The organism is Reyranella soli (assembly GCF_007992495.1).
Classification (GTDB): domain Bacteria; phylum Pseudomonadota; class Alphaproteobacteria; order Reyranellales; family Reyranellaceae; genus Reyranella; species Reyranella soli.
Map to the genome: position 1 here is coordinate 1 of NZ_BKAJ01000228.1, position 12,390 is coordinate 12,390.

The 12,390-nt window shown below is 66.4% G+C and carries 12 protein-coding genes; 4 read left to right on the forward strand and 8 right to left on the reverse strand.

The window, feature by feature from the left end; genetic code table 11:
* Positions 1-28: 28 nt before the first annotated feature.
* The 6 genes from RSO01_RS43105 to rnhB form a co-directional block, all read right to left on the reverse strand.
* Entirely contained in the window at positions 29-3,121 is a 3,093-nt protein-coding gene (locus tag RSO01_RS43105; RefSeq protein WP_147156782.1) for an efflux RND transporter permease subunit, read from the reverse strand.
* 145 nt (positions 3,122-3,266) lie between these two features.
* Complete coding sequence (locus tag RSO01_RS43110; RefSeq protein WP_147156783.1) at positions 3,267-4,397, reverse strand: efflux RND transporter periplasmic adaptor subunit; 1,131 nt, start codon at positions 4,395-4,397, stop codon at positions 3,267-3,269.
* A gap of 47 nt (positions 4,398-4,444) precedes the next feature.
* Complete coding sequence (locus RSO01_RS43115) at positions 4,445-5,980, reverse strand: efflux transporter outer membrane subunit (protein ID WP_246159205.1); 1,536 nt, start codon at positions 5,978-5,980, stop codon at positions 4,445-4,447.
* A 29-nt stretch (positions 5,981-6,009) separates the two neighbouring features.
* Positions 6,010-6,702, reverse strand: coding sequence for a CerR family C-terminal domain-containing protein (locus RSO01_RS43120; RefSeq protein WP_147156785.1), 693 nt, complete (start codon positions 6,700-6,702; stop codon positions 6,010-6,012).
* Positions 6,703-6,783: 81 nt separating this feature from the next.
* Positions 6,784-7,323: a hypothetical protein gene (locus RSO01_RS43125; protein WP_147156786.1), complete on the reverse strand. Its 540-nt coding sequence runs from the start codon at positions 7,321-7,323 to the stop codon at positions 6,784-6,786.
* 8 nt (positions 7,324-7,331) lie between these two features.
* Positions 7,332-8,000 carry a ribonuclease HII gene (rnhB, locus tag RSO01_RS43130; RefSeq protein ID WP_147156787.1) on the reverse strand — a complete coding sequence of 223 codons (669 nt, stop codon included), beginning with the start codon at positions 7,998-8,000 and terminating at the stop codon, positions 7,332-7,334.
* 72 nt (positions 8,001-8,072) lie between these two features.
* On the opposite strand from rnhB, the gene RSO01_RS43135 reads away from it, so the two are divergent.
* From RSO01_RS43135 to RSO01_RS43150, 4 genes are read left to right on the forward strand one after another with little or no spacing between them, the layout of a single operon-like run.
* Positions 8,073-8,870, forward strand: coding sequence for a hypothetical protein (locus RSO01_RS43135; protein WP_147156788.1), 798 nt, complete (start codon positions 8,073-8,075; stop codon positions 8,868-8,870).
* 1 nt (position 8,871) lies between these two features.
* Positions 8,872-9,426, forward strand: coding sequence for a nucleotidyltransferase family protein (locus tag RSO01_RS43140; RefSeq protein ID WP_147156789.1), 555 nt, complete (start codon positions 8,872-8,874; stop codon positions 9,424-9,426).
* Between the two features lie 51 nt (positions 9,427-9,477).
* Positions 9,478-9,729, forward strand: coding sequence for a type II toxin-antitoxin system prevent-host-death family antitoxin (locus RSO01_RS43145; RefSeq protein WP_147156790.1), 252 nt, complete (start codon positions 9,478-9,480; stop codon positions 9,727-9,729).
* Entirely contained in the window at positions 9,716-10,117 is a 402-nt protein-coding gene (locus RSO01_RS43150) for a hypothetical protein (protein ID WP_147156791.1), read from the forward strand. The genes RSO01_RS43145 and RSO01_RS43150 overlap by 14 nt, the downstream gene beginning before the upstream one ends.
* A gap of 5 nt (positions 10,118-10,122) precedes the next feature.
* Here RSO01_RS43150 and RSO01_RS43155 read toward each other — a convergent pair whose 3' ends face one another.
* Complete coding sequence (locus RSO01_RS43155) at positions 10,123-11,280, reverse strand: PA0069 family radical SAM protein (RefSeq protein WP_147156792.1); 1,158 nt, start codon at positions 11,278-11,280, stop codon at positions 10,123-10,125.
* A gap of 35 nt (positions 11,281-11,315) precedes the next feature.
* A complete protein-coding gene (locus RSO01_RS43160) occupies positions 11,316-12,341 on the reverse strand; it encodes a phosphotransferase (protein ID WP_170303799.1) in 1,026 nt (341 codons plus the stop codon).
* Positions 12,342-12,390: the final 49 nt, after the last annotated feature.

Genomic DNA, 12,390 nt, shown 5'->3' on the forward strand with positions numbered 1-12,390 from the left:
GGTCCGGAAGATCATGAGCGGGTATGACTCAGTCGCCGGCCGGTGTCTCGACCACCTCGCCGGCCTCGCTCTTCTTCGAATGGTCGGCGGCCAGCATGACGTACACCGCGGGCACGACGAACAAAGTGAAGAGCGTGCCGAGGGCGAGGCCGCTCGCGATCACCAGGCCCATGCTGAAGCGCGACAGCGCGCCCGCACCGGTGGCGACGATCAGCGGCACGACGCCCAGCACCATCGCCGCGGTGGTCATCAGGATGGGCCGCAGCCTGATCCCTGCCGCCTGCTCGATCGCCTCGCGCTTGGACTTGCCGGCAGCTTGCAGCTCGTTGGCGACCTCGACGATCAGGATGCCGTGCTTGCTGATCAGGCCCATCAGGGTGACGAGGCCGACCTGGGTGTAGATGTTCAGGGTCGCGCCAGGATAAGCCACGGTGCTGAGCGCCATCAGGAAGACCAGCGCGCCCGCGATCGACATCGGCACCGAGAACAGGATGATCAGCGGGTCGCGGAAGCTCTCGAACAGCGCCGCCAGCGACAGGTAGATGATGATCAGCGCGAAGCCGAAGGTGACGATGAAGCCGCCGCTCTCCTGCATGTACTGGCGCGAGGCGCCGCCGTAGTCGACCGAGTAGCCCTGCGGCAGCGTGCGCGCCGCGAGCTCCTGCAGGGTCTGCAGTGCCTCGGCCTGCGACACGCCGGGGAAGGCCACGCCCTGGATGGTGGCGCTGTTCAGTTGCTGGAAGTGGTTCAGCGACTGCGGGATCGCCTTGGTGACGATCTTGGCCACGGTCGAGAGCGGAACCGACGAGCCGTCGGCGGCGCGGATGTGATAGTCCAGGATCTGGTCGATGTTCTGCCGCGAGCTCTGCTGGACCTGCGGGATCACCTTGTAGGAGCGGCCATCCAACGCGAAGTAGTTGACGTAGCCGCCGCCCAGCATCGAGCCCATGGCGGCGCCGATGTCGCTCATCTTCAACCCGAGATGCGAGGCCTTGTCGCGGTCGATCACGAGCGTGGCCTGCGGCGCATCGATCTTGAGATCGGTGTTGAGGAAGATGAACCGGCCGGTGGCCAGCGCCTCGCGCAGGAATGACTGCGCCACGTCGTTCAGGGATTCGAACGGGCCGGTCGTGTTGATCACGAACTGGACGGGCAGGCCCTGGCTGCCCGGCAATGGCGGCGGCTGGAAGGCCACGACCTGGGCGCCGGCGATGCCGGCCAGCTCGCCCTGGATGATGGGCTGCAGCTGGTTGGAGGTCATGGTGCGCTTGTCCCACGGCTTCAGCACGTAGCCCGTGATCGACTGGCCGGGCACGTCGAGCTGGAAGACGTGGTCGGTCTCGGGATGGCTGGCGCCGATCAGGTACATCTGGCGCGAATAGAGCTGGCGCTGGTCGATGGTCGAGTTGGGCGCCGAGGTGGCGAAGCCGATGATGACGCCCTGGTCCTCCTGCGGTGCCAACTCGCTCGCGGTGGCGCTGTAGAGGAAATAGATGCTGCCCAGCACCAGCACGGCGAAGGTCGCCGTGACCGGCAGGTTGTTCAGGCTGCCCTTGAGCCAGCGCTCGTAGCGGCGGCGCACCCAGTCGAACACGTGGTCGATGGCCCGGATCAGGCGCGCCTCCCAGCCGCGGTCGTTCTCGGTGTGCGGCTTCAGCATGCGCGAGCACATCATCGGCGACAGCGTCAGCGCCACGATCGCCGAGACCGTGACGGCGCCGACCAGGGTGAAGGCGAACTCGGTGAACAGCGCGCCGGTCAGGCCGCGCTGGAAGCCGATCGGGACATAGACCGCGACCAGCACGACCGTCATGGCGATGATCGGCCCGCCGAGCTCGCGCGCCGCCTGGATGGCGGCGGGGAACGGCTGCATCCCCTCCTCGAGATGGCGGTTCACGTTCTCGACCACGATGATGGCGTCGTCGACCACCAGGCCGATCGCCAGCACCAGCGCGAGCAGCGTGAGCAGGTTTATCGAGAAGCCAAACGCGGCCATCATCGCGAAGGTGCCGATCAGCGACAACGGGATGGCGATGACGGGGATCAGCACCGAGCGCGGCGAGCCCAGGAAGGCGAACACGACCAGGGTCACGATGATCAGCGCCTCGACCAGGGTGCGGATCACCTCCTCGATCGAGCTGTTCACGAACTCCGTCGAGTCATAGATGATCTGGCCGTTCAGCCCCTGCGGGAGCTGCGCCTGGATTCCGGGGAAGACGTCGCGCACCCCTTTGATGACGTCGAGCAGGTTGGCGGCGGGCGCCACCTGGATGCCGATATAGACCGCCTTCTGGCCGTCGAAGCTCACCTCGGATTCGTAGTCGTCGGAGCCCAACGTGACGTTGGCGACGTCGCTCAGCCGCACGATCGCGCCGTCCTGCTGCTTCAGCACCAGGTCGCGGAACTCCTTGAGCGAGGTCAGCGCCGTCGAGGCTTTCAGCGTGACCTGGACCATCTGGCCCTTGGTCGTGCCGAGGCCCGCGATGTAGTCGTTGGCGGTCAGCGCCTGGGCCACGTCGTTGGCGGTGAGGCCATAGGCCGCGAGCTTCTGCGGGTCGAGCCAGGCGCGCAGCGCGAAGTTCTTGGCGCCCAGAAGCTCGGCGGTCTGCACGCCCTCGACCGACTGCAGCTTGGGCTGAACGACGCGCACCAGGTAGTCGGTGATCTGGTTGGGCGCCAGCTCCTTGCTGTTGAAGCCGATATACATGGCGTCGATGGTCTGGCCGACCTTGACGGTCAGTACCGGCTGCTGCGTGCCGGTCGGCAGCCGGTTCAGCACCGAGCTCACCTTGGTGTTGATCTCGGTCAGCGCCTTGCTCGAATCGTAGTTCAGCCGCAGGTAGACGGTGATGGTGCTGACGCCGCTCTGGCTGGTCGAGGTCATGTAGTCGATGCCGTTCGCCTGGGCGATCGCCTGCTCCAGCGGCGTGGTGATGAAGCCCGCGATGACGTCGGGATCGGCGCCGTAATAGGTCGTCGTCACCGTGACCACGGCGTTCTCGGTGCGCGGATACTGCAGCACCGGCAGCGCGCCGATGGCGCGCAGGCCGACGACCAGGATCAACAGGCTGACAACCGATGCCAGCACCGGACGGCGGATGAAGAGATCGGTGAACTTCATGGGCTGGTCCTCAAATTCCCGTCATCCCGACCGGAGCCTCGCGAAGCGAGGCGTAGCGGAGGGACCTCTTTTGTTGATGCATCGACAAAACAGGTCCCTCGACTGCGCCGCCCTACGGGCGGCTTCGCTCGGGATGACGGTTTGATCAATGATCGACGATCTTCGGTGCGGGGTCGTTCTTCGGGACGACGCTGTTGTCGATGGCGATCGGCACGCCGTTGCGCAGCTTGACCTGGCCGGAGGTGACGACCATGTCGCCGTCGGCCACGCCCTTCAGGATCGCGACCTGGTCGCCGCGCGTGGCGCCGGTGGTGACGAAGACCTGCCGCACCGTGAGCTGCGCCTTGCCGTCGCCGCCCTTGCCCTTGTCGTCGACCAGGTAGACCAGCGAGCCGTAGGGATTGTAGCTCACCGCCGTCTGCGGCAGCGTCACCAGGTGCTGGGCGGCGCCGGTCTCGAGCTGCACCGTGGCGAACATGCCGGGCAGCAGCTTCTGGTCGGCATTGGGCAGCGTGGCGCGCACCTGAACGTTGCGGCTCGCCGTCTCGACCTTGGGGTTGATGGCGGTGATCTTGCCGGTGAAGACGCGGTCGGGGAAGGCATCGACCTTGGCTTCGACCTTGGCGCCGACGTTGAGCTGCGCCACCGCCTGCTGCGGCAGCAGGAAGTCGACGAAGATCGGGTCGAGCGACTGCAGGGTGGCGATCACCGTGCCGGCCGAGAGGAACTGGCCGAGATCGACCTGGCGCAGGCCGAGCTTGCCGGCGAAGGGCGCGCGCAGGGTCTTCTTGTCGACGATCGCCTTCTGCTGGGCGACCTGCGCCTTGGCGTTGCGCAGGTTGGCCTCGTCGTTGTCGACGACCGCCTGGCTGATGGCCTGCGCCTTGAACTGCTTGACGTCGCGGTCGTAGTTGATCTGGGCGAGCTGCGCCGTCGCCTCGAGCGACTGCAGCTTGGCGATCTCGTCCTCGGCCCGCAGCCGCAGCAGGATCTGGCCCGCCTGCACCTCGTCGCCCGAATTGAACAGGATCTCCTCGACCACGCCCGGCACTTCCAGCGACAGGTCGGCGCCGCGCACAGCACGCAGGCTGCCGACGGCATCGATCGTCGGCTGCCAGTCGCTGCTCGTGGCCTTGGCGGCCGAGATCGTCTGCGGCGTGTTGGCCATGCCGGCCATGGCTTCCTTGATCTTGCCGTTGACGAAGCCCTTGAAGCCGAACAGTCCGCCCAGGACCGCTCCGACCAGAACCAGCATGATGAGCATTCGCTTGATCATTGAACGCCTCTTGGACTGAACGCGTGTTGTCTTTGCCGGAGCGCGCCCTAGCGCGCGGCCCGTGGGAGAACCTTGATGTCCTGCACCGGCGGCAGGGCGAAGTAGCCGGGCTTGCCCATGGATTTCGGATCGACGTCGGTGCGGTTCCACCAGCCGCCGCCCAGCGCCTGGAACAGCGCGGCGGTGTCGGCGTAGCGCGCGGCCTGCGCCTTCAGGCGGTTGATGAGCGCCGTCTGATAGGTCTGCTGGGCGTTGAGCAGGATCAGGTAGCTGACGCCGCCCAGCTGGTACTGCTGCTCGGAGAGCCGAAGGCTCGCCGCCGCCGTCTGCTCGGCCTCGACCTGGGCGCGCAGCGAGTCGGCGTCGGCCTGCAACGCGCGTAGCGCGTTGGCGACATCCTGGAAGGCCGACAGCACCGTGCCCTTGTACTGCGCGGCGGCGCGCTCGTAGGCTGCGATCGCGGCCTTGCGTTGATGATCGAGCCTGGCGCCGTCGATGATCGTCTGGGCAATGCCGAGCCCGATGCTCCACACGCCCGCGCCCGGCACGAGCAGCGAGCCGAGACCGCCCGAGGTAAAGCCCAGCGCGCCGGTGATGGTGAACTGCGGCATCTGGTTGGCGACGGCGACACCGATGTCGGCGCTGGCCGACTGCAGCTGCGCTTCGGCGGCGCGCACGTCGGGCCGCTGCTCGACGAGCTGCGAGGGCAGGCTGACGGGCAGGTCCTGCGGCAGCTTGAGCTTGGCAAGGTCGAAGCTCTCGCCGCGATCCTGGTCCGGCGAACGGCCGACCAGACGCATCAGCTGGTTGCGCTCCTGGGCGAGCTGCTTCTGCAGCGGCGGCAAGGTCGCGCGAGTCTGGGTCAGCGTCGCTTCCTGCGCCAGCACGTCGGCGCGCGAGGCGCCGCCCAGGTCGAACTGGCGGCGCACCACGCCGAGCGAGTTCTCAAGGATACGGATGATGTCCTGGGTGGCGTTGATCTGGGCCTGCAGCGAGGCGAGGTTGATCGCCGAGACCACGACGTTGGAGCTGAGCGAGAGATACGTCGCCTCGAGCTGGAAGCGCTGCACTTCGGCCAGCGCCTCCTTCGATTCGACCTGACGGCGCACGCCGCCGAACACGTCGGGCGAGTAGGAGACGTTGAGCGAGGCGGTGGTGACGCCGTAGATGACGCCCGTACCCGTCTGGCCCTGGGCAGCTGGCGAGGCGAGCTGCTGCGTGCCCTGGCCGTTGCCGGTGATCGTCGGGAACAGCGAGCCCTGCTGGGCATAGAAGTTCTCGCGCGCCTGGCGCAGCGCCGCCTGGGCCGCGTCGATGTCGGGATTGGCCTTGAGGGCTTCCCTGACCAGGGTGTCGAGCAGCGGCGAGTGGAAGAGCGTCCACCATTCGCCGGGAATGTCCATGGTGGGCACGAAGCTCTGCGCCTCGGCGCCGGGGCCGTTGCCGGCCGAGCTGGTGCGCGGCGCCAGCGCCTCGGGTGTGTAGCTCGTCGATGTGGGCTTGGCGGGCCGCTCGAAGTCAGGACCGGAGCTGCAGCCGGCCAGCAGGGCCGTCGTGAAGGCGACAAGAAAAGGCGAACGCATACGCATACTCAAAACCTCAGCGAAAATATTCAGGCGGAGGTGGCGATGGCGAGGCAGATGGCGTCGGTGTGCTCACGCACGACGAGGCGCATCAGGCGCACGCTTTCGGCATCGAGGCCGGTGCCGGGCAGGACAGGTCGCTTGTGGGTGTTGCAGAAGATGACGACCTGTCCGATCAGCGCCAGGGTGCGGACGGTCATCTCCGGATCGGTCGTGGGCTTGCCGTACAGGCGGCTCACCAGGGCGAGGCAGGGATTGACGATCTGCTGCATGCCGTTTTCGTGCAGGACGTCGAGGCCGGGAGTCTCCTCGACCTCGGCGCGGGCGAAGATCAGGCGCCGGCTGTCGACATGCGGGCCGCTGGTCACCAGAACGACGAAGGTCTCGACCATGTCGCCGAGCAGCGCGATCAGTTCCTCGCGCGGCGTGTCGGCGTCAGCGAGGGCGGCCTGTACGCGCTCCAGCACCGGGCTCATATGACGGTCGGTGTCGGCGGTGATGTCGTGGATGATCGCCCGGTACAGGCCTTCCTTGTTGCCAAAGTAGTACTGGATGGCCGGCAGGTTCACGACCGCACCCTCGGCGATCTGGCGGGTGCTCGTGCCCTCGTAACCCTGGGCGGCAAAGAGGTGGAGCGCCGCCTCCAGGATGCGCCGGCGCGTATCCTCGCCCCGGGCTTGGACGGCCGGGCGGCTGCGGACGGGGGTTTTGGTGTCGATCATGGGCCGAAAGGCCCAACTATATCGCTTGATATAGTATGTCAATCGATAGATATTATTTCGCTACGTGCAAATTGGTCCTTTTCATTTGGCCAACAGCGCCGGCTTCGCAGCCAACAAGACAGCGCCGATCAGGATCAGCGACCCAGCAACGTAGAGAGCCGCGAAGGAGATCAGCGCAGTGTAGTGCTTCAGCCACGCGGCGATGCTTGTCGCTGCGCAGATGTTGTCCGCACGAAAGGCGATCGCATACAGGCCGAGATGAAGGAGCAGCGCCAGCGCTGCCACGGCCACCACATGGCCGGCCCCCAGCACAGGCACGTTGAACGTGGCTGCACCCTTGGGCAGGAGTCGGCGTCGATCGACTGCGACAAGCAGGAGAGCCGCCATCGTCACCAATTCCATGGTGGCGAGCAGTGCGAAGAGCAGTCTCGCAATGAGGGGAGCGTTACACAGGTGCGCCGGGCCATCGTGCGGCAGCAGCGACGCCAAAGCGTAGTTGCCGATCCGATCGGCGATCAGCGAAGCCGCCACCGCCAGGACGACGATCACCGCGGCAGCGAGGCAGTACCTCAATAAAAATCCTTGGATGTCGCGGAGGGGCGAAACCCACAGCGCCGACATCGTCGCGCTCAGCGCGGAAGCTCGGCGGCGGCAGCTTCTTCCAGGGGCAGGCTGGGCTCAAGCACCATTCTGACCGGCGCGAAGCTCCGGCGATGATGGGTCGTAGGCCCAAGCCTATTGAGCGCGGCCAGATGCTCAGGACGCGCATAACCCACATTGGTCTCCCAGCCATAGCCGGGGAACGAGGCTGCCAGGCCGCGCATGTAACGGTCGCGCGTCACCTTGGCGATGATGGAGGCCGCGGCAATCGAATAGGAGCGCGCGTCGCCGCCGACGATGGTCTCGGCGCGGCAGCCCAGCTCCGGCGGCACGCGGTTGCCGTCGATCAGCACCAGGTCGGGCTGCTCGGACATCGCCTGCAGCGCGCGGCGCATGGCGAGGAACGTCGCCTGCAGGATGTTGATGGCGTCGATCTCCTCGACGCTCGCTTCGCCCACGGCATACCGCACGACGCCGGACTCGAGGATGGCGGCGTAGGCCTCCTCGCGTTGCTCGGGGGTCAGCTTCTTTGAATCGTCGATCAGCCGCAAAAGCTTGCGCTTGGCGAGGCTGCGGTCGATGACGGCCACAGCCGCGACCACCGGGCCGGCCAATGGCCCGCGCCCGACCTCGTCGATGCCGGCAATGAGAACCGCTCCGGCCTCGGCGCAGCGCTTTTCGTAGCGGAAGCTCGGCATACCCCCAGACCAGTTCTGTAGAGTGCGGCGATGCCGCCGATTGCCGACATCATTGCGCAGGACCCTGTGGGCATGAAACAGCGCAGACGATATCGATGGGCCGCGGCGCTGTGGCGGGCCGTCGCGGTCCTGGCGCTCGCCGCACCCGCGACGACGGCAGCCAAGGATGACTCGCAGAACGAGGCCAACGATCCGCTGACGCCCAAAATGGCCTTCCAGGTGCACGATTATGCGCAGCCAATCCTCTCGGAACGGCCGGAGGCCGGGGCGCACCAGCTCTATCTGCGTCACGTCCTGCCGCATGATGCGCTCGGTGTCGACCAGATCGCCCGCGCGTCGCTGCCGCTGATCGCCAACAGCTGGGGACCGCATGGCGCCTGGAACGGCATTGGCGATTTCACGGTCTACGACATGGCGATTGCCTATATCGGCCAGACCAAGCTCGGCGCCGGCCCGTTGGCGACCGCACCGACGGCCAGCGCCCCGGCGCTTGGTTCCGGCAAGTGGCAGGGCGGCGCGCAGACCGTGGTCAGCGCCGCCCATGACTGGGGATTGAGTGCCCTGCTCTCCTCCTATCAGCAGGCGTTCGACGGCACCCTTCAGACCCTGACCATCCAGCCCTTGCTGTTCCTCAATCTCGATGGCGGCTACTACCTGCGCTCGACCGGCATCTCGACGTTCAATCTGGGGCACAATTCGGTGGTCCCGGTAGGTCTTGGCCTCGGCCGCGTGTTCGAGCGCCCGGATGGCCGGGTGGTGAACGTCTTCGTCGAGCCGCAATACTCCGTCCTGCAGACCGGACCGGGCGTGCCGGCCTTCCAGATCTTCACCGGCGTCGTCCTGCAGTTTCCCGTACGGAGACGTCGCTGACATGGCACTCAAGTCGGACGACATCGCCGCAATCGTCGGGCGCGACCCGACTGCGCTGGCGCAGCTCCGTGCCGCGCGCACGCTCGCCCTGCCCGACTGGTGCATCGCCGCGGGCTTCGTACGCAATCGCGTGTGGGACCACCTGCACGGCATCTCGCCGCCGCGCGAGCCGCCCGACATCGACGTCCTCTATTACGACGCGGCCGATCTCTCAAAGGAGCGCGAGGCCGCGTACGAGAAGCGGCTCGGCGCCCTGCTGCCCGGCCTCGACTGGCAGGTGCGCAACCAGGCGCGCATGCATGTCTGGAAGGGCCTGCCGCAGCACCGCGACACGGCCGATGCGATGATCTACTGGCTGGAGACGGTGACGGCCGTCGGCGTGCGCCTGGAGGCCGACGACAGCCTGACGGTGATCGCGCCGCTTGGCGTCGACGACCTGGTCAACCTGCGCTGTCGGCCGACGACGTTCGGGCGCACGCGCCGCGACGAATACGAGGTGCGGATAGCCGCCAAGCGCTGGCGCGAGCTATGGCCGAAGGTGCGGTTCTTTGACTAAGGGTGACATTCTACGTAAAATACCTATATTAGGTATCTCAGTGGTCCGCCAATGAAGCGATATACCTTTTCCGACATGAATCGCGTTTCGGGAGAAATTCTCGAAACGGCATTGTTTGAACCTGTGGCCTTGACGAAGCGCGGCAAGGAAAAGCTCGTCATCATCCCCGCTACCCAATACCGCAAACTTGTCGCCCGTCCCCATGCTGTTGCCTACACGCTGCAGAATGCGCCTGACGACGTTCATGGCGAGCTAATGAGCGGACTGGATGCGATCCTCGCCGACGACGATGGACGCACTTAAGCCTGGAGACATCGTTCGCTACCACTATTTGTGGGCTCGGCAGGCTGATGATGGAGAAGAGTCCGGTCGCAAGGCTCGACCCGTCTGCGTCGTTGTCCGAACGCCTGTTGAGCCGGCTGCGCTTTTCCTTTTTCCCCTCACGTCGCAGAAACCAGACCGCACGCGTGCCCACCTTGCCGTCAGCGAGATCGAGTGCCGGCGCGGCGGCCTCGACTTTCCGTCATGGCTCATTCTTGACGAGTACAATCGTGTAAGCGTGGACGCCGCCTACGATTTCGAGACGACGAGGCCGATCGGAACTTTCGGTCCCGCGTTCGTCCGCAAGATCGCCTCGGCGATTAAACAAGCGTCGGCACGACGCCGCTTGCGCGGCGTCGCCCGGAAATAGCGCTTCTACAAAAGCTTCATCTGCCGCGCGTCGCGCTTGGCATCGACCAGGGCAGTACGCGCCTCCTCGGGCACGCGGAAGCGCAGCGTGTCGAGGCGATAGCGGATCCTGTTGAGTCCGAGCCGCTTCACCGCCGCGCCGAAGCGGGCGCTCAGAAGCTCGGCGATCGGGCCCTCGCCCTTCATGCGCACGCCGAAGCTCGACTGATAGAGCGCGCCGCCGCGGATCTGGCGGATCAGCGACAGCACGCGCTCGGCGCGGTCGGGCCGGTGCTGGCGCAGCCATTCCTCGAACAGTTCCTTGATCTCGAGCGGCAGGCGCAGGACGGTGAAGCCCGCGCGCGTGGCGCCGGCCTCGGCGGCGGCCTCGAGGATCGCCTCCATCTCGTGGTCGTTCAGGCCCGGGATCATGGGCGCGGTCATCACGCCCACCGGCACGCCGGCATCGTTCAGCGCACGGATGGCGTCGATCCGGCGATGCGGCGCCGACGCGCGCGGCTCCATGGTGCGCGCCAGGTCCTTGTCGAGCGTGGTCACCGACAGGAACACCTCGGCGAGATTACGCTTGGCCATGTCGGCCAGGATGTCGATGTCGCGCGTCACCAGATGGTTCTTGGTGACGATGCCCACTGGATTGTTGAAGTCGCTCAGCACGCGCAGGATCTGGCGCGTGATCTTCATCTCACGCTCGACCGGCTGGTAGGGATCGGTGTTGGTGCCCATGGCCACGACGTCAGGCCGGTACTTGGGCGAGGCGAGTTCGGCGGTGAGCAGCTTCGCGGCGTCGGGCTTGAACAGGATCTTGGTCTCGAAGTCGAGGCCGGGCGACAGGCCGAGATAGGCGTGCGTCGGACGCGCAAAGCAGTAGATGCAGCCGTGCTCGCAGCCGCGATAGGGATTGATCGAGCGATCGAACGGCACGTCAGGCGAGGTGTTGCGCGCGAGGATGGTGCGCGTGGCATCGCGCGTCAGCGTCGTGCGCAGCGGCGGCAGCTCGTCGTCCTCACTCGGCGTGCTCGACGCTTCGGTTTCCCAGCCGTCGGTCGTGCGGATGCGCCTCTCGCTGTCGAAGCGACTCGACTCGTTGGAGAGCGCGCCGCGGCCGTGATGCACGGGTTCGGCGATCGCGTCGTCTGGATAATCGGGAGGATTTTTGGGCCTCATGATGAGGCCAACTCTGAGAACAAACAGGGAACGAGTCAAGCCATCCATTCGGCTCGGATCGACTGAATCGTGTCGCGCCGGAAGCATTGGTCGATGCGCGCGTCTATGTGCGCCTTCATTGCCGGCTCGAGGCCGGCGTCGCTCCATTGTGTGGGGTCGGACGGATCGCGCGGCTCGCGGGTCTGCACACGCCATCGAGCCATGAAAAGCGTGGTTCGAAGCCACGTCAGGCGCCGCATCGGCTGCAGCCACGGTTCGAGGTCGGCGGCCTGCTTAGGGCCGACCCTCTCAAGATATAGCGTGTAGAAGCGCTGAACGTCGGCACGTGACAGCACTTTGCCTACATCGGGATGCCACAGCGTCGAGGTTGCAAGCGTTGCATGCGCAAGGTCGATCGCGGGCGAGCCGACATGGACCTTTTCGAGATCGACGAACCAGGCGATGCCGTCGGCGTCGACGATGAAGTTGCCCGGATGCGTGTCGGCCAGCGCCACGGTGAGCGGCTGCGCGCGGTGCGCGATGGCGTTTGCCAATTCGCGCATCAGGCTGAGCTCCTCGGCGATCTCGGCGCGCGCGCCCGCATCTGGTACGGCCTTATCGAGGAAGCGCGTGGCGTTCTGCTCGATCGCGGCGAGCGTCTCGAGGAAGGGATTTTTCTGGCGCGGTATCGGCTGGTCGTCGGCCGGCAGCGGCAGCGTGTGGATGCGCGCCAGCGTGTCGGCCATGGCGGCAAGCTCGTCGGGCAGACGCGGCGCGCGGCCGTCGATCGCGTCGACGATCAGCGCGCCGCCCGGCAGCCCGGGACGCGGCGCGATCACGTCGTGCAGGCGGGGCGTGCGATGCGCGGCGCTGAGATGGCGAAAGGCTTCGGCCTGAACGGCGAGGCGAGCGGCGGCCGAGGGATCGCCTTCATGCGCATAGGCGACGCGCGCGATGAGATCGTCGGGCAGACGCACATGGCCGTGCGCAGTGCCTGTCGCGGGCAGCGGCTCCAGGTCGGCGATGGTGAGCGAGGCAAACGCCGGCCGCTCGCGCAGCGCCGAGAGTAACGGATCAATCATGCCGGACCGCGGGCCTCCAGGCCCGCTCATACTCATGCTTTTACGGACC